Source organism: Helicobacter saguini, from assembly GCF_000762875.2.
GTDB lineage: Bacteria > Campylobacterota > Campylobacteria > Campylobacterales > Helicobacteraceae > Helicobacter_A > Helicobacter_A saguini.
Genome location: NZ_JRMP02000016.1, coordinates 25,730 through 46,652, shown reverse-complemented (window position 1 = coordinate 46,652; position 20,923 = coordinate 25,730). Strand labels below are relative to the sequence as shown.

Below are 20,923 nucleotides of genomic sequence, written 5' to 3'. Positions count from 1 at the left end.
TAACTTACAATATTTCAAAAGTTCAAATATATTCAAAAGATTCTATAACAACAGATTCTATAATTTCAACAGATTCTATAAGAAAAGCGGTGTAGCATGATAGAATCTTTGAATACTAATCCTAAAAGCCGCTTTATTTTTACACCAACACCTTTAAGTGGCGTTTTTATCATTGAGCCAAAGCCTATAAATGATGAACGTGGGTATTTTGAGCGATATTTTTGTGCGGATGATTTTAAAGAAATCGGCTTAAGTAAGCCTATCGTGCAAATCAATCACTCTGTAACAAAGGGTATAGGTAGCATTCGTGGGCTGCATTTCCAAGATTATCCGCATGGTGAGACTAAGATTATGCGTTGTTTAAAGGGCAGTATTTATGATATTGCACTTGATTTACGGGAAAATTCGCCGACATTTTTGCAGTATTTTGGCATTGTTTTGAGTGAAGAAAATTCGCGGTATTTGTATATCCCAGAAGGCTTTGCACACGGCTTCCAAACCTTGCGTGAATATGTGGAAGTAATCTATCCTACGACATATCCATTTACCGCTAGTGCTGATAGAGTGATAAATCCGCTTGACCCGCTTATAAATATTTCTTGGCTTGAAAAAATAGGGAATCTTTCTCCTAAAGATTCTAACGCCCCTTATATAGATTCTAACTTTAAAGGGATAAAAGTTAGTAATTTACTAACTAATACACAAATGGGGGGGGGGGGGTAATACCTACCTAATTTATCTTTTTTATAGAATCTTTTTTTTAAACCCCACTTTTTTATTTGAAAATATAGAATCTAAAATAGATTCCAAACGACAAAATATAAAAATTTTACTATTACTAAATATTATAGAATCTAGATTCTATATTTTACAAAAACTTCTAATTTTCCTAACTATAAAATTTCTAAAGTTCAATTCACACAAAAGGTTTCAGCATGAAATTAGATTCTAAAAAATTAAAGATTCTAATCACTGGGGCTAGTGGATTTGTAGGTAGCAATATTGTGAAAAAGTTGCATAAAAAATATGATTTTTTTGCCCTTGTTCGTGAAAAAAGCAAGGTAGATTCTATAAAACAATACTGCAAGATTTATCGATATAGCGGGGACTTGAATGCTTTGTGCGAATTTGTTAAAACGCAAGATTTTGATGGTGTGCTGCACTTAGCGGCGTGCTGCATATTGCGTTTTGGGCGAAGTGAGAGCAGAGAGCTAATAGAATCTAATATCACTTTGGGCGTGGATATTTTAGAATCTTTGCGTGAAAATGTAGCCACAAAAACAAGTAATTTTAAATTTTTTATCAATACGCTTACTTTTTCTATGTTTGCAAATTCAAATGATTATCGCCCTGCTAATCTTTATGATGCCACAAAACAGGGCTTTTATGATATTACTTTAAGCTACTGCCAAGAGTTTCCTAACGCTATTTTCTCACATTTACTGCTTTATGATACTTATGGAGCAAATGATTCTAGGAATAAAATTTTTAATTTATGGGCTAAGGGTGCGAAATGCTTAGAAATGAGCAAGGGCAAACAGCTTATTGATTTAAGCTATATTGATGATGTAGTAAATGCTTTTGATATTTTAATAAATCTTTGTGTAAATAAAAAAGTTAGAAATAATCAAATTTTTAGCATAGAAAATTCTAAAAGATATAGTTTGAAAGAATTAGCTAGTATTTTTGAAAAAGTAAGCAATAAAAAGCTAAATATAAAATGGGGAGCAAAAAATTACCGAAAAAATGAAATCTTTTCGCCGATAAAGGCTTCGCAAAATAAAAAACTTTTAGCTAAACTACCAACCTTTAAACACAAAATAAATATAGAATCTGGCTTTAAAATGCTTTTAGATTCTATAAAAACAAATGGGGGGGGGGGTGGGTAAATACTCCTTTTATCATTGCAAAAATTTATTATGCGTTATTTTACGTCATTGCAAGTGTAGCGTTGCAGTCCAAGCGTGGCAATATAGATTCTATAAAACTTCTAATTTTCCTAACTATAAAATTTCTAAAGTTCAATCCACACAAAAGGTTTCAGCATGAAATTAGATTCTAATTCACATAAAAAATGTAGGCATTGCGGGGCGATTTTGCAATATGAATTTATAGATTTATACCATCAAGCCCCATCAAATAGCTATCTTAAAAAGCAAGACTTAGACGCCGCTGAAACACTTTTCCCCTTAAAAGTGTATGTGTGTGAAAGATGTCTCCTTGTGCAAGTGCCAGAATATAAGCACCACAGCGAGATTTTTAATAGCGAGTATGCCTATTTTAGCTCATATTCTAAGGCGTGGTTAGAACATGCGAAAAATTATGTAGATTCTATCACGGAGAAATTAAAGCTAGATTCTAAATCATTAGTTATAGAAATCGCAAGTAATGATGGCTATTTATTACAATATTTCAAACTTAAAAAGATTCCATGTTTAGGCATTGAGCCTACACATTCTACTGCTAAAGTCGCTAAGGCTAAGGGAATAGAAGTTATAGAATCTTTCTTTAGTTATGAGCTATCAAAAAGTCTTAGTAAAGCCGACTTAATCTTAGGAAATAATGTCCTAGCCCACGTGCCAGATATAAATGATTTTATAAAGGGAGTAAAATACACCTTAAAACCATTAGCTAGTGCCACTTTTGAGTTTCCACATTTGCTAAATTTAATTAGATTTAATCAATTTGACACGATTTATCACGAGCATTTTTCTTATCTATCTTTAGTCTCTTTACTAAATATTTTTAAGTCACAAGGACTAAAGATATATGATGTAGAAGAGCTTACTACTCACGGCGGAAGCCTTAGAATCTATGTTGCACATATTGAAAATAATATTAAAATTAGCAAAAATGTAGAAAAGATTCTGCAAAAAGAAAAAAACTACAACCTAGATTCTATAAATGGCTACATAGATTTTGCTAAGAAATGTGAAAAAATAAAGCTAGATTTACTTACATTTTTATTAAAACTAAAAAGAAAAAAGAAAAAAATAATAGCTTATGGAGCGGCAGCTAAAGGCAATACGTTGCTTAATTTTTGTGGCATTAAGCCTGATTTATTACCCTTAATCATTGATATTTCGCCATATAAGCAAAATAAATTCGCACCACAAAGCCACATTCCTATCGTAAGTGAAGATTTTTTAAAAGAAATAAAGCCGCAATTTATTCTAATTTTAGCTTGGAATCTAAGCAAGGAAATAATCACGCAATTAGCTTATACAAGTGCGTGGAGTGCGGAATTTGTCATTGCTATCCCGCATTTAATTATAGGAAAAGAAAAGATTTTAAAACTAGCTAATACAAATGGGGGGGGGGGGGGTAACAACCCTAACTAACACTTACAAAAACTTACATTTTTTAGAACTTTTTACCTTCCAACTTTTCTTAATAAATTCACTCAAAAATATAGAATCTAGATTCTACAGAACTTCTAAATTTTCTAACTTTCAATTTTATCAAGTTCAAAAGGAGCAAGTATGCTAGAAATAAAAAAATGTGAAATATGTGGCAGTACAAATTTAATCGAAGTGCTAAATTTAGGCAATCATCCCCTTTGTGATGATTTGAAAAAAGTCGGTAGCAGCGAAGTTTGCAAGGAATATCCTATTACTATTTTATATTGTGAATCTTGCAAAAGTGCGCATCAAAAATATCAAATACAAAAACAGATTCTATTCCCAAAAGAGTATCATTATAGGAGCAAACAGACAAATGATGTCTTAAATGGAATGAAAAATTTAGTCGCTAGTGTAGCCGAAACTTTTGGCGATTTAAAAAATAAAAAAGTGCTTGATATAGGCTGTAATGACGGCTCTCTGCTTGATATTTTTAGCGATTTTGGTGCGATAACTTTTGGCGTTGAGCCGACATTTGCCGCTCTTGATGCGAATGCTAAACACAAGATTTTTAATACATATTTTGATAGCGATATAGCAGAGATTCTAAAGGGTGAAAAGTTTGATTTTATCACTTTTACAAATGTTTTTGCACATATTGAAAACTTAGATAATTTGTTATATTCTTTAAATAAAATTATAAATAATGAAACTATCATAGTGATAGAAAATCATTATTTAGGCTCGATTTTAAACTCGCTGCAATTTGATACATTTTACCACGAACACCCACGCACTTATAGCCTTAGTAGTTTTGAATTTATTGCGAAAAAGCTAAATAAAAAAATAACAAAGGTTGAATTTCCGCAACGTTACGGCGGTAATATTAGAATCTTTTTAGGAGAAAAAGCCAAAGATTCTATAGAATCTATTAAATTAAAAGAGCAAAATTTCTTAAATGAATTTAAAAATATGAATAATCGCATAAAAATTTGGCAAGAAAAAAAGGGGCAAGAGATTTTTAATCTTATTAAAAAGTTTGGAAAACTCCATGCCAAAGCCTTCCCGGGACGCGCGGCAATCCTATTAAAAATGCTAAATCTAAATGAAAATCATTTAAGTGGCATTTATGAGAAAAAAGATTCTAAAAAAATAGGATTCTATGCTCCTAGCACAAAAATTCCTATCCTTAGCGATGAGCTTTTATTTACGCAAAATCACGACATAGTGCTTAATCTAGCGTGGCATATAAGTGGCGAAATAAGGCAGTATTTAGAATCTAATGCGAAAATTCACAACATAAAAATTGATAAAATTATAGATATTTTGGATAAGGATTTTTAAGTGCAAACATTTGGAATCTTAGGTAGCGGTTTTGGGCTTTATGGCTATTTGCCAAGCATTATTGATACTTACAAAATCTTGCTACCTTTAAAAGCAAGAAAAGTTATAGAATCTAGAAGTGATTTAAAAAAATATTTAGAAAAAGTAGAGTTTTTAGATAATTTAGATTCTATATTTTCTAATATAGATTCTATAATCATTGCTAAAAATCCACAAAGCCAAGCAGAATTAATACCAAGTATTTTAACATACAAAAATATAAAAAACTTCTTTTTAGAAAAGCCACTTGCAAGCACGCCACAAGATTCTATAAAATTGCAAAAGATTCTATTTGAAAATAAAAATATAAATGTGCGAATTGCATATATTTTTATTTATTGCAAATGGTTTAAAATCTTAGAATCTTTGCTAGATTCTAATAATCTTGCTGAAAAAAAAGGGCGAGAAGTGCGTATTTTATGGACTTTCAAGGCTCATCATTTTAAGCATAATATTAATTCATGGAAAAAAGATTCTAAAAATGGCGGCGGCGTTTTAAATTTTTTTGCTATTCATGTTATCGCTTTAATTGCCCTTTTTGACTTTAAACTCAATAAAGTTTTTTTTAAAAACGATGAATGTTTGCAGTCTAGCTTTATAAAAGAAAACATTTTGCTAAAAATCCACATTGATAGCAACGCAAACACCGAAATTTTCAGCATTTCTAGTGATAATTTTAGTGTTTCTAGTGATAGTTCTAGCATTTTGGCTAATAGCCTTAGCATTTCTAGTGACAATCTTAAATATGGCAAAAACTTTAATAATTCTAGCGATAATTTCTCTAGTAGTCTTAAGTTTAAAGTGTCTAGTGATAATCCTAATCTTTCTAGTAATAATCTTAAGGTTTGTGACAATCATTTTAATCTTTCAAATGAAAACAGCATCTTACTCTATCAATCTAGCTCCCCCTTTGAATCTTCCCCAAACTTCACAGACTCTCGCATCCCCTTACTAAAACAACACATAATCTCAATAACCGCCCCAAACCCCCCATACTACAAATGGTATAAAAAAACCACAACTTTATGGCAAAACATACAATCTATAAACATCTAAAATTAAAATTGTTAAACCTAAGGGATAGATGCGTAAAACACATCTTAATTTAAGAGAGAATCGCATGAGACTTTCACAATCTATTCTAAGAGTGTGAATACAACAAAGTCGCTATATCAACGGCAATTAAAATACTAATGAATGCCCAACAGATACGATAAACGACCGAATATCTATATATCCTAACTGTGCAGAGTTATACTCTAAGAATAATGTTGGAATCTTAGCACTCAATGTTAGTCTATGAGATGATAAAAAGTCATAGCTAAAGCCTATGTTGATAGGCAAAGCAAAGCTACCGCCGTATTTATCATTAAAATTATTTGTCCTTGAAACACCATCTGTCCCTGTAACATTTGCACTAAGATATGGTCTCATAGTATGATAGCCTAAACCTAAACCAATTGAAAAAGCAAAATTATCAGTAAAATTGTAGTAATAATCTATGTTAGCAAATGCCATGTGCGAGTTAATATCAATATTGACATCAGCATTATTTCCTTGTACACTCATAGTCTTACTAGCAGATGTTCTACTATAAAAATAGTCTAAATAATATCTAAATCCCATATTGTCTGTGATAGGGTGTTGATAGCCTACTTCAAGTCCAGCAGCAAAACCAAGACTAATTATATTACCTGCATCACTATAGTTCAATGTAGCCATTGGACCATAAGGTCCATTAAATGTAATAGAAGCACTCCTTGGTCTAAAATAACTAATATCTGCACCTACTTTAAGACCAGCTATAAAAGAACCTTTTTGTTTATAGCTTGTACTAGGAACACCACCATACTCATATCTATACGGAGTAGAACTAAACTCATCAAATGCCAAAGCCACATTTGGCATTATAATAGCACTAAGTCCAAATGCCACTACACTATTTACTACTAACTTTCTTACGCTATTTACCATATTATGTCCTTTTTTTAAGTAAAATTATTAGGATTATACAAAAAAAAAAAAAAAGTTTGTCAAGTAAATTTTATAAAAATTTCAGGTTTATATAATTAAAATAACTTTTAGTAACAAAGTGCGAAAAACTTACAGAATCTAGATTCTATAGAATCTACGCATCATACGAGCTAGAAATGTTACGCAGACGTTTTACGGCTTTTTTGAAGACTTCGATTGTATGCTCGATTTCTTGTTGCGTGGTAAAGCGGCTAAGGGAAATTCTAATCGCGGTGTGTGCTAGCTCTTTATCCGCGCCGATTGCGACCATTACAGGATTTGCCTCCAAGTCCTCGCTAGCACACGCACTGCCCGTACTTGCCGCAATTCCAGCTTTATTCAAATCCCACAACATAGCCTCGCCCTCAATGCCACGCACACTTATCAAAGTTGTGTTTGGCACGCGATTTTCCCTTGTGCCTACGACAAAAACATCCGGGATTTCTAGCAGTTTATCCTCTAAAAAGTCGCGCATTTTCTTTACAATGCTTAACTCAAAGTCCAAAAATTCATTCGCCAAACGCATCGCTTCGCCCATCGCCACGATATAAGGCACATTTAGCGTCCCACTTCGTCTGCCACGCATATGCTCTCCGCCATGCAAAAGCGGCGTTAGCTCCACGCCTTTACGAATATACAACGCACCGATACCCTTTGGTCCGTGAAACTTATGCGCCGAAAAGCTAAGGAAATCAACCCCAGCCGCCATCACATCCACAGGAATCTTGCCGATAGCCTGCACCGCGTCCGTGTGGAAAAGCACGCCACGTTCACGACAAATCGCACCGATTTCATGGATAGGGAAAATTAGCCCTGTTTCATTATTCGCCCACATAACGCTTACAAGTGCGGTATCATCGCGAATTGCGTCTTTTACCTGCTGCGCACTTATCGTGCCTTGCGAGTTTATCGGCAGCCTTGTCACTTCCACGCCCAAAGATTCTAAAAAGCTACAAGTCGCGCCCACAGCGGGATGCTCGACCTCTGTGGTAATAATGTGCTTTTTGCCCTTACGCACAATCTCATCAAAATACACGCCTTTTAGCACCCAGTTATTAGATTCAGTCGCACAACCTGTGATTATTATATCATCATTCTCATTTGCATTTATGCCGCTATATAGCTTTTCAAGCGCGTCCTGGATGGCTGGATGGGTCTCTGTGCCAAATTTATGCAGGCTATTTGGATTACCATATTTCTCGCAAAAATAAGGCTCCATAAGCGGCAGGATGCTTGGGTCAAGCATAGTCGTGGCATTATTGTCAAGGTAAATTCGCTTCATTTTTCTTCCTTTGGTTTTGTAATTTTTATGAAATTTTAGTCTTTTTTCATAAAAAGCGTAATTATAATAAAACAAAATTAATAGGTAAATTTTTTACACATTAAAATTGAGTGAAAATGATAAAAGATTCTATATTTTGTATGTAATTTTTAGAATCTAAATTATAAAATTACAAAAGATTCTAAATTTTAAGTGTAAAATACCAAATTTATAGAATCCAAAAGGACTAAAATGCAAAGCAATATCATAAAGCCGCGGTGGAAAACTAAGCAAATTTTCGTAGGAAATGTCGCTGTGGGCGGCGATGCGCCTATCTCTGTGCAAAGTATGACTTTTAGCAAGACGCATAATATCGAAGCGACAAAAGAGCAGCTTGATAGATTGCAGCTTGCGGGGGCTGACATCGTGCGACTTGCGGTTTTGACCGAAGAGGACGCCCACGCCTTAAAGATTCTAAAAGAAAAAACAACTTTGCCGCTTGTAGCGGACATTCACTTTAAATATAAACTCGCACTGATTGCGGCAAAATATGTCGATTGCATTCGCATAAATCCGGGCAATATCGGTAGCAAGGACAAGATTAAAGAGGTCGTGAAAGCCTGTAAGGAACGCAAGATTCCCATTCGTATCGGCGTCAATGGCGGCAGTCTTGAAAAGGAGTTTGAGACCAAATACGGCGCCACGCCAAAGGGTATGATAGAATCTGCGTTGTATAATGTCAAACTGCTTGAGGATTTCGACTTTACCGACATTAAGATTTCGCTTAAGGCGAGTGACGCCCCACGCACGATTGAGGCGTATCAGGGGCTGCGTCCGCTTGTTGCTTATCCCTTTCATTTGGGCGTAACGGAGGCTGGGACGCTCTATCATAGTATGATAAAAAGCTCGATTGCGTTAGGAAATCTGCTTATGCAAGGCATCGGCGATACGATGAGATGCTCTATCACGGGCGAGTTGGAAGAGGAGATAAAGCTAGCAAAATCGATACTGCGTTATAGCGGGCGGCAAAAGGAGGGCATTACGATTGTGAGTTGCCCTACTTGTGGGCGCATTCAAGCCGATTTAGTTTCTGCGATAAAAGAGGTGGAGAAAAGCCTAGCACACATTAAGACGTCGCTAACCGTTAGCGTTATGGGCTGTGCTGTAAATGCTTTGGGCGAGGCAAAACACGCGGATATTGCCATTGCTTTTGGTAATAAAATAGGACATATTATCAAAGAAGGCAAAGTTTTAGCCAAAGTAGATGAGGATAAAATCGTGGAAAAATTCGTGCTAGAAGTAGAAAAAATGGCAAAGGAACGCGCCCTTGATGTGTGAAGATTCTATAAAAGGAAAAATATGCTTTCAATTGTGATTTTGGCGGCGGGGTTTGGCACACGAATGAAGTCAAATACGCCCAAAGTGTTGCATAAAATTTGTGGAAAAGCGATGATTGAATATGTGATAGATACTTCGCTAGAGCTTAGTAGCGATATTCATATTGTGCTTTTTAATCAAAAAGAGCGCGTGATGGAGCATATAAAAAGTGTGTATTCTCAAAAATGCTTAGATTCTAAGTCGCAAGATGGCTTTAAAAATATAGAATCTGGGTTGCAAGATTCTAAGATTCTAAGAAAATCTAATGAAAAAAATAGTAAAAAAGATTCTAAGAAGTTAGGAAATTTAGAATCTAATTTGGATTCTAAGTCGCAAGAAAATTCTAAAAAAGTTCTAGATTCTATAACTTTTCATACGCAATTGCATGAAAAATATCCCGGCACTGGCGGGGCTTTAATGCAAGATTCTAAACAATTACTGAATCTAAAGGGTGAAAAGATTCTAATTCTAAGTGGCGATACGCCTTTGGTTTGCACAGGTGATTTAAAGCCTTTGATTGACAATAATGCGGATATAAATATCGCTACTTTCATAACGCAAAATCCTAGTGGTTATGGGAGAATAGTGCGTGAAAATCGCGAGTTTATAGAATCTAAAATGCAAGATTCTAAACACAACATAGAATCTAAAAACCAAGATTTTAATAAAAATAAAAGAGTAGATTCTAATGATTTTATAGAATCTAAAGACCTATCGCCCACCCACCGACCTATTGATGAAAAAATAATCGGCATTATCGAAGAAAAAGACTGCAATGATGAAGAAAAAAAAATAAACGAAGTAAATGGCGGGATTTACTGCTTTAAAAAACATATTTTAGAATCTAATCTGCCTAAGTTAGAAAATAATAACAAACAGGGCGAATTTTACCTTACAGATATTATAACTTTAGCGTTAAAAAGTTCTAGTTTAGATTCTAAAAATCGCACGCAATCTTGTAAAAAAAGCTCTAAAAATCCTAACTTTTTAACCATAAAAACTCATATCTTAAATGAGAACACACTTCAAGGCGTAAATACCAAAGCACACTTAGCAAAGGCACAAGATATAATGCTAAATAGACTGCGGCAAAAAGCAATGGAAAATGGCGTGATTATGGACATTCCAGCTACTATTTATCTAGATTCTATGGTGGAGTTTCGGGGCGAGTGTGTGTTGCAAAATGGCGTTAGAATCTGTGGTCAAAGTGTGATAGAAAATAGCGAAATTAGGGCAAATGCGGTGGTTATTTCTAGCGTGATAGAATCTAGCGTGATAAAGGAAAATAGTAGCGTAGAAAATAGCAAAATAAAAAAAAGCGATGTCGGTCCAAACGCGCATATACGCCCAAACTGCACGATAAAAAATACGCATATCGGCAACTTTGTGGAGTGCAAAAATGCGATTTTGGATGGCGTGAAAGCGGGGCATTTGAGCTATCTTGGCGACTGCGAAATAGGTGCTGGGAGCAATGTGGGCGCTGGGACTATCACTTGCAACTATGATGGTGTGAAAAAGCATAAAACAATTATCGGGCGTGACGTTTTTATCGGCAGTGACACGCAGCTTATCGCACCTGTGAATGTGGGTGATAGCGTGCTAATTGCGGCTGGTAGCACGATTACGCGTGATATTGAAAGTGGCTCGCTAGCGATAAGCCGCGTGGAGCAGAAAAATATAAAAAATGGATTTTTTAGGTTTTTTAAAAAGTAGATTCCACTTGCCATCTTTAAGACTCTACACAACTTTTAGCTATAATTTTACGTTTTAATGTAAAAGGAGAAAAGTTATATGGCGGATTTGTTGGATAATACGATTGTTAAAGAAGTAAGGATTGATGATTCTATAAAAGAGAGCTATTTGGATTATTCTATGAGCGTGATTGTGGGACGGGCACTGCCGAATGCGCGTGATGGCTTAAAGCCTGTGCATCGTAGAATCTTGTATGCAATGGATAATCTGCACCTAGCTCACACCGCGAAATATAAAAAAAGTGCGCGTATCGTTGGGGACGTTATAGGTAAATATCACCCACACGGCGATACTGCGGTGTATGACGCGTTAGTGCGGATGGCGCAAGACTTTTCAATGCGTTTGATGTTAGTCGATGGACAGGGTAACTTTGGCTCTGTAGATGGTGATAAAGCCGCTGCTATGCGTTATACTGAAGCTAGAATGACTAGAGCTAGTGAAGAGATGTTGCGTGATATTAAGAAAGAAACGATTGATTTTATCCCAAACTATGATGAGAGTGAGCAAGAGCCTAGTGTCCTGCCTACAAGGATTCCTAACCTTTTGGTAAATGGCTCAAGTGGTATCGCGGTAGGTATGGCAACATCCATTCCCCCACATAGAATCGATGAAGTGATTGACGCACTTTTACATAGAATTGATAATCCAAATTGTGAGTTAAACGAGATTCTAAACTTTATACAAGGACCTGACTTTCCCACAGGCGGCATTATTTATGGAAAGCAGGGCATTGTAGAGGCATACAAAAGCGGTCGCGGTAGAATTAAAGTGCGCGCTAAAGTGCATATCGAGCAGACTAAAACAAAAGAGATTATAGTCGTAGATGAGATTCCATATCAGGTAAATAAGGCGCGGTTAATCGAGCAGATTGATACTTTGGCGAAAAATAAAATCATTGATGGCATTAGCGATATAAGAGATGAGAGCGATAAAGATGGTATGCGAATCGTGATTGAACTTAAACGTGAGGCAATGAATGAAGTCGTGCTAAATAATCTTTATAAATCATCTGCTATGGAGCAAACCTTTGGAATCATACTTCTTGCGATAAATAATAGTGAGCCAAAAATCTTTACATTAATTGAACTTTTGGATATTTTTATATCGCATAGAAAGACTATTGTTATTCGTAGAACCGTGTTTGATTTAAGCGAGGCAAGGGCTAGGCTGCATATACTTGAAGGCTATCGAATCGCCTTAGAAAATATCGATGATATAGTAAATCTAATTAAAGCGAGCAAAGATGGCGATGAGGCAAAAGCAGGGCTAATGAGTAAATATAATCTAAGTGAAATCCAAGCCCAAGCCATCCTAAATATGCGTTTGCAACGACTAACCGGGCTAGAAATAGAAAAGATTGAAAAGGAATATCAAGAGTTGCTCCCATTTATTGCTAACTTAGAATCTATTTTGAAATACGAGGATAAACTAAATGCTGTGATAAAAGAAGAATTAGCCGAAGTTAAAACGATATTTTCTACGCCAAGACTTACGCAAATTGAAGAGAATTACGATGCAATCGACATTGAGGACTTAATACCAAATGAGGAAGTAGTCGTAACGATGAGCCATCGTGGCTATGTAAAACGCGTCCTACTAAAAACTTATGAAAAGCAAAATCGCGGCGGCAAGGGCAAGATTAGCGGAAATACACACGATGATGATTTTATAGAATCTTTTTTCGTGGCAAATACGCACGATACGATTATGTTTATCACTAATCGCGGTCAGCTCTACTGGCTAAAGGTCTATCGCATACCAGAAACCGGTCGCACCGCTATCGGTAAAGCGGTAGTGAATCTAATCAACCTGCAAGAGGGCGAAAAGATAATGACGACAATCACAACGCATGATTTTAACGATGATAAATCGCTAGTCTTTTTTACCAAAAATGGTATCGTCAAAAGAACGAATTTAAGCGAGTATAAAAATGTGCGAAATAATGGTGTGCGCGCAATTAACCTTGATGAAAATGACGAGCTAATATCCGCTAGTATTATAGATTCTAATGTAAGTGAGCTATTTATCGCTACGCGTGAGGGGCAGTGCATTCGCTTTAAGGCAGATTCTATACGAGATATAGGACGTGTGGCGCGCGGTGTAATCGGCATTAAGTTTAAGGTGAAAGATGATTATGTGGTCTCGGCTTCGGCTATCAAAGGGGACAATGATAAATTGCTAACAATTAGTGAGCTAGGAATCGGCAAACAAACCACAGCGGCAGAATATAGAATCACAAATCGCGGCGGCGTGGGCGTTATCGCTATGAAACTAACCGAAAAAACAGGCAAACTAATCACAATCTTAAGCGTAAATGATTCTAATATGGACTTAATGGTGCTAACAACTTCTGGCAAAATGATACGCACTCCTTTGGAATCAATCCGCGAAACAGGGCGAAATGCAAGCGGCGTAAAAATCATAAACTTAGAATCTAGCTCTAGTGATTCTAACGACAAAGTCGCCTTTGCTAGCGTGTGTAATAAAGAGGAAGATTTGGGTGAGAATGAAAATGGCGGACTACTTGAATAGGGCTTTAAATGCAGTTTTTTTATCATCAAAATGCTGGGGAAAATGAGATTATTTTAGATTCTGAAAGTTATCATTATTTATTTCGCGTTAGAAGATTCAACACCAAAGAAATTCTAAAAGTTAGAAATTTAATAGATAAAAAGTTATATTTTTACAAATTTCATAAAAAACAAAGTTTTATTTTAGAATCTAATACGCAAGATTCTATAGAATCTAATTCGCAAAAAGATTCTAAAGATTCTAAAGATTTAAATCTAATTTTAGCAATTATTGATTTAAAAGATATTTATGAAATTTTGCCCTTTTTAAACGCGTTAAATACGAAGTCTTTAAACCTTTTTTACGCCGATTTTTCACAAAAAAATCGTGTATTTAATACGCAAAAAGCTATGAAAATCATAACTTTTTCATGTATGCAATGTGGGCGAACTGATTTAATGAAAATAAATATTTTTGAGAATCTAGATTGCGTATTTAAAAGTTATAAAAATGCTAGTGTGATTGACTTTATAGATTCTAAAAATACTAATAAAAATATAGAATCTTTAGATAATTTAGAACTACAAAATATAGCAAATAATGGAATCATAATAGGACCTGAGGGCGGCTTTTCTAATGCTGAAAGGGAAAAATTAAAAAAAAATAATACCTATAAACTCAACACTAATAATATTTTAACCACGCACTTAGCAAGTATTTATATCGCTAGTCTTGTTTTGTCTAAATGTTAAATTTATGGTAAAATTGCGGTTTTCTTAAAGGTTGTTTTATGATTAAAATTTATGGAATCAAAAATTGTAATAGTATGAAAAAGGCATTTGTATTTTTGGATAATTTGGGGATAAAGTATGAATTTGTGGATTTTAAAAAATGCGTAATTTCAAAAGAATTTGTAGAAAAAATTATAAATTTAAGAAGTATAGAATCTGTTGTAAATACAAAAGGGACAACTTTTAGAAAGCTTAAAGATTTTGGTTTATTTGGCGATTTAAGTGGCGTTAATGCGGAAATTATCGCGAGTAATCCAGCATTAATTAAACGTCCTTTGATTGTGAAATTTAGCAAAGATTGCAATTTAGATTCTATAGAATCTGTTTTTATAGGGCTAAATGAAATGGAAAAACTTAAGGCGTAGATATGTTTGAAAAATTTTGGAAATATTATAAATTTTGGAAGTTAGATTCTATAAAAGTTATGGAATCTTGGAGTTTAGATTCTAAAAATTTAGGAAATATAGAATCTAGATTCTATAAAATATTTAAAAAAGTTATAGAATCTAACACTAAAAAGATTCTATATATTATATATTTCCTAATTTTTTCTAATATAATGTTAGTAAATGCAGATGATATTATACATGGGAGTGTTATAAATTCACAAGGCGTAATTACACCAAAACAAAAGCAAGATAATTCGCAAAGTTTTGGCGGAAATGCAAACAACGCAAACGCAAAGCAAAATAGCCTAAATAATTTTGATTATTACGAAGCAAAAAAGCCAAGCCAAAATACTCAAAACGCCGATTTTAACACTAAAAACCAAAACACGCAAAATACAAATTTTAACACCAAAAGCCAAAACGCAACAAAAACAACGCAAACAACGCAAAACACAAAACAAATCCAAAGCCCCCTTAGCCAAAACACGACAAATACAAAACTCCCAACGCAAAGTCAAAAAAGCAACCTAAACCCAAATATCCTAAACACGACCGCGAGCAAGTCTGCCATTGACAATAAAATCGACCCCGCACAACAAGCACAATTTAACACGCTTACAAAAGAGCAGTATCTAACAAAATTCTACGAAGTCTGGGACATTAGCAAGGTTAATACGAATAAAAATGATATTTTCTACATCCTGCCAAGCCTGCAAAATGCCCTAACTTACAACACTGAGCTGCAAGAGCTAAAGAAAAAACCGCCTAAGAAAAATGCGAAAAATTATCAAAAATTACTGCAAAATCACAATAAAAAAATTGCCGATTTGGAGGCTAAAATCACGCGTTTGCTTGGCGTTGGCGAGAATTTGCTACCTAATAATTTAGAGGAGTTTTCATATATTGTTGAAAATATGAATTTGAGTGCGTTTTTAAAAGCCCCAAAGACTGGAATCATCACGCAGGCGGGCTTTGTGCGTGCTGTCCCAACGCATAAGCCGCGATACAAAAGCAAGGATGATTTTCCATTTGATAGGTGGCAAAATAGCTTTATTTTCGAGGGGACGCCTGTGATGATTACGCATTTTAGCCGCGATGGGCGGTTTGCGCACGTTCAAGCGCCCTTTGTTTATGGCTTTATAGATGTGCGAAATGTCGCGCTGGTCGATAATTCAATGCGTAGCAAGATTTTGAAATTTGAGGATTACAAGGTCGCAAAGCTTGATTATGTCCCGCTTTTTTACAATAATCAGTGGGTGCAAGATGCTAGGATAGGGCAGATTATCCCTTATAATCGCCGCTCAAATCGCCTTATAACTTTTTATAAGGGCGAGGATAATTTCGCGCAAATTAGGGAAATTGACTTTGATAGCTATCAATTTGCGGATTTTCCTATGCAATTTAGCGCGGATAAAATGTCGCATTTAATCAATATGATGATAGGGCAGAAGTATGGCTGGGGCGGCATTTTTGGCAATCGTGATTGTAGCAGCTTTACGCGTGATAGCTTTGGTAGCTTTGGCGTGTTTTTACCGCGAAACTCCGCTGCGCAGGCAAAATACAAGGGCGCGTTTGTGGATTTATCAAAAATGAGCGATAGTGAGAAAGAAAGCTACATTATCGCAAATGGCGTGCCTTTTGGCAGCATTATTTGGCTTAAAGGGCACATTATGCTCTACATCGGCTATACAAATATTAGCGGGGCAAATCGCGCGATAGTCGCACACAGCGCGTGGGGTGTAAATCCTGTGATAAATAATAAAAAAGAAAAAATACAACTAGGTGGCGTGAAAATTACTACGCTTCATATCGGCGGTGATTTTACGAGCAACACGCCGATAAAAAACTCGATAATCTCGCGCGTGCAGGGCATTACAAACATTTATGCAGATTCTATCACACGCATTGATTTGAGTAATGTTAGGGTGGAGTATTAGGAACTAAAATATGGCGAATTCGATATGGAAGCTGTGTTCGATGGGTTGCAAATTGAAGTTTTGTGGGCTAAAAGTTAGATTATTCATAGCTTTTATAGAATCTTCATTAAAAAAACTAACGCGATAAAGCAAATTTACATTCACAATAAAATATTTCGCAAGCCCGATTCCAAACTCGAAATAATAGCCATTTAACGCATTTTGCTGGGCTAAAAGCTCGGTATTTGGGCTACTTTTAGAATCTTTATAAGGAAAAATCGCGCCACCACCGACAATTAGCGAAACAGGCTGCGGAAAATTAAGAAAGCTATCGCTTGTCGCACAAGGAAAATGCAAATAAGTCTCAAAACCTACAAGATGCGTCTCAAACGCGCTATGATTAAACATATACTTCACGCGAAAGCCCACATCAAAGGTATGCTCGACATTATCAAGCACATTGTAAAATGCCGAAAAATAGTTCCACCCAACACTCGCGCCGATACTATACCCTGTGCTACCATTGTGCGTAATGCTCGAATCTAAGCCGATATGAAAGGAGACAAGCTGCAAAGGACCGCCGCCTATCATACGCCAGTCGTAGTTTCCGCCGTAGTTTTTGGCTTGTAGATTCTGTAAAATTAGTGTTAAAAATATGAAAATGTAAAGTAATTTTTTAAGCTTTAAAATTCTAGATTCTATAAGTTTTTTAGAATCTTTTGGGACTTTTAGCTGTAATTTTTTACTCCTTAAAATTCTAGATTCTATAATATTATTAGAATTTATCTTTTTAGATTCTATCAGTAATTTTTTTGCTAAAAATATTCTAGATTCTATAACTTTTTTTCTCCCTGAAAGAAACCATAAAAGACGCTTTAAAAAATCTTGCTTTAAGCTTAACAATTTCACTAAAAAAAAATGTTTAGATTCTATACATTTTAAAAATGCTACATAAAAATTATAGAATCTATAACTAAAAATATAAAATATTATAAAATTTGACATTTTGTAACCTTTTGTAACTTTGGAAAAATTATTCAAAAATAATTAAAAATATAACTTTTTGCAACATTTTATCTAATATTTTACATTATTATTAATTTTAAAGCTAATTTTAAGATTTTTTATGATAGTATAAAGTTTTTAGATTCCAAAAAGGACTAAAGGATGCACGATGGATATGGAAGCGAGACTCTTTACATTTGCGGGGCTGATTAGCACTGACCATAACTTTATTACCGCGTTTTACACGATTGTGTGTGCGTTAATCGCGGTTGGTATTAGTATGTTTGCGGTGCGGAAACTGCAGGCTGTGCCGACTGGTTTGCAGAATTTTTATGAGTGGATTATCGGTGGGATGCTTTTTATCGGGCGTGATTCGCTTGGTGATAAGCTAGCGCGAAAGTATTTTCCACTAGCTGGAAGTATCGGTGTGCTGGTGTTTTACTGCAATGTTATCGGTATGATTCCAGGCTTTGAGGCGCCGACTGCTAGCATTAGTTTTACGATTGTGCTGGCACTTGTGGTGTTTTGCTATTATCATTTTGAGGGCATTCGTGCGAATGGCTTTGCGAAGTATTTTGGGCATTTTGCTGGTCCTATTAAGATTCTATCGCCGCTGCTTTTCCCTATTGAGATTATTTCGCATTTTTCGCGCATTATTTCGCTCTCATTTCGTTTGTTTGGGAATATTCGTGGGGATGATATGTTCTTGCTTGTGATGCTGTATCTTGCCCCTTGGGTTGTGCCGCTTTTGCCTTTTGGAATCTTAATGTTTATGGCGATTTTACAGGCATTTGTATTTATGATTCTAACTTATGTGTATATCGGCAGCGCCGTTGTTTTGGATGATGAGCATTGATTTATTGATTACCTTAAATACTTTTAAGACCATATAAGACGATAAATCTTCTCTCCTTATTTTCGCAAAATATATAATGTACTATTAGTGTTTTACACTCAACACAAACATTTTTTTACACGACATTTACATTTATTGTATAATTATAAACTATAATTTTAAAAGTTAAAGGGTTATGTATTATAAACTTTTTATCTAAAATAATTTCATTTTTTAAAAGGAGCTAAAATGGCGAATTTAAAACATTCTAACTTTACGCAAAATACACTTGCACTGCACGCTGGATATAATTACGACTCGCAACGAACGCTTAGCGTGCCTATTTATCAAAGCTCGGCATATAATTTTGAGAATCTTGATGTAGCGGCAAATCGCTTCGCCCTAAAAGAGCTAGGCAATATCTACTCGCGCGTGGGAAATCCTACCGTAGCAGTCTTGCAAACGCGTTTGGCAGAAGTTGAGGGCGGCGGCTTTGCAGTCCTTGCAGCCACTGGGGCAGCAGCGATTTTTTACGCAATAGTCAATCTAGCGGAGGCTGGGGATAATATCGTGTATTCAAATAAGATTTATGGTGGCACGCAGGTGCTTTTTGCGCACACGCTAAAGCGATTTGGGATAGAAGCTAGGGTTTTTGATATTGATAATATTTCAAGCTTAGAAAAAGTGATAGATAAAAAGACAAAAGCTATATTTTTTGAAAGTTTATCAAATCCACAAATTGCAATCGCTGATACGAGTGCCATCACAAAAATCGCTAAAAAACACGGCATTATAAGCATTTGTGATAACACGGTGGCTACGCCATTTTTGCACAAGCCTTTTGATTTTGGCGTGGATATTAGCGTGCATTCGCTTACAAAATATGTCAATGGGCAGGGCAGCGCTATGGGCGGTGGCATTATCGAGCGGAAGGGCTTAAATGAGCTAATACGCGGCAATAAGCGTTATCCAGCCTTTAACACGCCAGATGAAAGCTATCATGGCATTGTGTATGCCGAGCTAGGCGAGCTGCCAAGCTATGGAATCCGCCTAATTACCGAGTGGCTGCGAAATATCGGGGCTAGCATTTCGCCATTTAATGCGTGGCTGCTTATTCAAGGCTTAGAGACTTTGGAGCTTAGGATAAAGCAACACAGCGACTCAGCCTTAGAAATTGCGAAATTTTTAGAATCTAATAAAAAAATAAAATCTGTGTTCTACCCGGGCTTAAAAAGCAATCCATATAATAAACTTCTAAAAAAATATTTTGCAAATTCGCGTGCTAGCGGGCTTCTTAGCTTTGAAGCGGAGAGCTTTGAAGCGGCACAAAAAATCTGCAATAACACGGAGCTTTTCTCAATTACCGCAAATATCGGTGATAGCAAGTCGCTAATCATCCATCCATACTCCACCACGCACTCCCAGCTTAGCAAGGCTGAAATGGATAGCGCAGGTATCACGCCTAGCACCGTTCGCCTTAGCATCGGCTTAGAATCTCCTAGCGACTTAATCAAGGACTTAGAACGCACTATTTAGATATGGATTAAAGTCTTTGTAAAAGTTTTGGTAAAAATATTAACATTCTAAAAATATTCCCTATAAAGCAGTCGCGCACTAATTGCAATCGACATTATCACAATGAGTGGCTTTATGATTTTTATGCCGTGTTTGCTTGCGAGTTTCGCGCCAAAATACGCACCGATAAACTGCCCCACACCCATTACAAGCCCTAAAATCCACAAAATATTCCCAAAAATGCTAAAAATCAAAAGCGAGGCAATATTTGAAGTAAAGTTTAGAATCTTCGCACGCGCAAGGCTTTGCGTCACGCCAAATCCGCCAAGCAAAATGAGCGCTGCCATCAAAAATGAGCCAGTCCCTGGACCAAAAAAGCCATCATAAAAGCCAATAATGCCAAGAATAGCGGCTAGAAGGGCGTTTGGAATGCGAGTTTTAGAATCTTGCTCCTTAATTTTGGGCGAAAATAGGAAATAAATCGCAAAAATTATCAGCAAAAATGGGATAAATTTCGCCAAAATCGTGCTATCAAAAACATTGATAAGCAGCGTCCCACATGCCGCTAAAGCAAAGACACAGACGATAAAAGGCGCATTTGCCCTCAAATCCAAAACGCCCATGCGATAAAAATGCAGGCTCGCGCTAAAACTGCCAAAAGTGCCTTGCAGTTTGTTTGTCCCAAGTGCGATATGCGGCGGAATACCAGCCAGAAACAACGCAGGAATGGTAATAATGCCGCCCCCACCAGCGATACTATCAACAAAGCCTGCCACGAACGCAGTGCAAAATAAAATCAAGTAAATATCTAAAGTTAAATCCATGCGTGTAATT

Annotated in this window: 17 protein-coding genes; 13 read left to right on the top strand and 4 right to left on the bottom strand. The window is 35.9% G+C overall.

The genetic code is table 11. From position 1 onward, the window contains the following. Positions 1-96: 96 nt before the first annotated feature. The 5 genes from rfbC (at position 97) to LS64_RS09375 (ending at position 5,780) form a co-directional block, all read left to right on the top strand. Positions 97-723: a dTDP-4-dehydrorhamnose 3,5-epimerase gene (gene rfbC / locus LS64_RS09395; RefSeq protein WP_064773675.1), complete on the top strand. Its 627-nt coding sequence runs from the start codon at positions 97-99 to the stop codon at positions 721-723. 212 nt (positions 724-935) lie between these two features. Beyond that, the gene (locus tag LS64_RS09390; protein ID WP_118988431.1) at positions 936-1,889 is read left to right on the top strand and encodes an NAD-dependent epimerase/dehydratase family protein; all 954 of its coding nucleotides are present in this window, start codon (positions 936-938) and stop codon (positions 1,887-1,889) included. A 156-nt stretch (positions 1,890-2,045) separates the two neighbouring features. Continuing rightward, positions 2,046-3,341: a class I SAM-dependent methyltransferase gene (locus LS64_RS09385; protein ID WP_118988430.1), complete on the top strand. Its 1,296-nt coding sequence runs from the start codon at positions 2,046-2,048 to the stop codon at positions 3,339-3,341. A gap of 141 nt (positions 3,342-3,482) precedes the next feature. Beyond that, positions 3,483-4,685 carry a class I SAM-dependent methyltransferase gene (locus LS64_RS09380; RefSeq protein ID WP_034573298.1) on the top strand — a complete coding sequence of 401 codons (1,203 nt, stop codon included), beginning with the start codon at positions 3,483-3,485 and terminating at the stop codon, positions 4,683-4,685. Next, positions 4,686-5,780, top strand: coding sequence for a Gfo/Idh/MocA family oxidoreductase (locus tag LS64_RS09375; protein WP_034573299.1), 1,095 nt, complete (start codon positions 4,686-4,688; stop codon positions 5,778-5,780). 126 nt (positions 5,781-5,906) lie between these two features. Here the strand turns inward: LS64_RS09375 and LS64_RS09370 are convergent, their stop codons facing one another. Both LS64_RS09370 and LS64_RS09365 read right to left on the bottom strand, forming a co-directional pair. Beyond that, a complete protein-coding gene (locus LS64_RS09370; RefSeq protein ID WP_161976974.1) occupies positions 5,907-6,446 on the bottom strand; it encodes an outer membrane beta-barrel protein in 540 nt (179 codons plus the stop codon). Between the two features lie 406 nt (positions 6,447-6,852). Next, positions 6,853-8,019, bottom strand: coding sequence for a NifS family cysteine desulfurase (locus LS64_RS09365; RefSeq protein ID WP_034573304.1), 1,167 nt, complete (start codon positions 8,017-8,019; stop codon positions 6,853-6,855). A gap of 231 nt (positions 8,020-8,250) precedes the next feature. Here LS64_RS09365 and ispG point away from each other — a divergent pair, with 231 nt between their 5' ends. The 6 genes from ispG (at position 8,251) to LS64_RS09335 (ending at position 16,755) form a co-directional block, all read left to right on the top strand. Continuing rightward, positions 8,251-9,336, top strand: a complete 1,086-nt coding sequence (gene ispG / locus LS64_RS09360) for a flavodoxin-dependent (E)-4-hydroxy-3-methylbut-2-enyl-diphosphate synthase (RefSeq protein ID WP_034573305.1) — start codon at positions 8,251-8,253, stop codon at positions 9,334-9,336. A gap of 21 nt (positions 9,337-9,357) precedes the next feature. After that, positions 9,358-11,088, top strand: a complete 1,731-nt coding sequence (locus tag LS64_RS13685) for an NTP transferase domain-containing protein (protein ID WP_034573307.1) — start codon at positions 9,358-9,360, stop codon at positions 11,086-11,088. A 78-nt stretch (positions 11,089-11,166) separates the two neighbouring features. Beyond that, entirely contained in the window at positions 11,167-13,659 is a 2,493-nt protein-coding gene (gene gyrA / locus LS64_RS09350; RefSeq protein WP_034573309.1) for a DNA gyrase subunit A, read from the top strand. A gap of 8 nt (positions 13,660-13,667) precedes the next feature. Next, positions 13,668-14,390 carry an RsmE family RNA methyltransferase gene (locus LS64_RS09345; protein ID WP_034573310.1) on the top strand — a complete coding sequence of 241 codons (723 nt, stop codon included), beginning with the start codon at positions 13,668-13,670 and terminating at the stop codon, positions 14,388-14,390. Positions 14,391-14,428: 38 nt separating this feature from the next. Further along, on the top strand, positions 14,429-14,794 hold the full coding sequence (locus LS64_RS09340) for a Spx/MgsR family RNA polymerase-binding regulatory protein (protein WP_052062652.1): 366 nt from the start codon (positions 14,429-14,431) through the stop codon (positions 14,792-14,794). A 2-nt stretch (positions 14,795-14,796) separates the two neighbouring features. Beyond that, on the top strand, positions 14,797-16,755 hold the full coding sequence (locus LS64_RS09335; RefSeq protein WP_237416280.1) for an SH3 domain-containing protein: 1,959 nt from the start codon (positions 14,797-14,799) through the stop codon (positions 16,753-16,755). 3 nt (positions 16,756-16,758) lie between these two features. On the opposite strand, the gene LS64_RS09330 is transcribed toward LS64_RS09335, so the two are convergent. Then, positions 16,759-17,739 carry a hypothetical protein gene (locus LS64_RS09330; protein WP_202391521.1) on the bottom strand — a complete coding sequence of 327 codons (981 nt, stop codon included), beginning with the start codon at positions 17,737-17,739 and terminating at the stop codon, positions 16,759-16,761. A 175-nt stretch (positions 17,740-17,914) separates the two neighbouring features. On the opposite strand from LS64_RS09330, the gene LS64_RS09325 reads away from it, so the two are divergent. Together LS64_RS09325 and LS64_RS09320 are read left to right on the top strand one after the other, a co-directional pair. Then, positions 17,915-18,595: a F0F1 ATP synthase subunit A gene (locus LS64_RS09325; RefSeq protein ID WP_034575003.1), complete on the top strand. Its 681-nt coding sequence runs from the start codon at positions 17,915-17,917 to the stop codon at positions 18,593-18,595. Between the two features lie 228 nt (positions 18,596-18,823). Further along, entirely contained in the window at positions 18,824-20,110 is a 1,287-nt protein-coding gene (locus LS64_RS09320; RefSeq protein WP_034573499.1) for an O-acetylhomoserine aminocarboxypropyltransferase/cysteine synthase family protein, read from the top strand. 47 nt (positions 20,111-20,157) lie between these two features. Here LS64_RS09320 and LS64_RS09315 read toward each other — a convergent pair whose 3' ends face one another. Beyond that, positions 20,158-20,913, bottom strand: coding sequence for a TSUP family transporter (locus LS64_RS09315; protein ID WP_034573502.1), 756 nt, complete (start codon positions 20,911-20,913; stop codon positions 20,158-20,160). Positions 20,914-20,923: the final 10 nt, after the last annotated feature.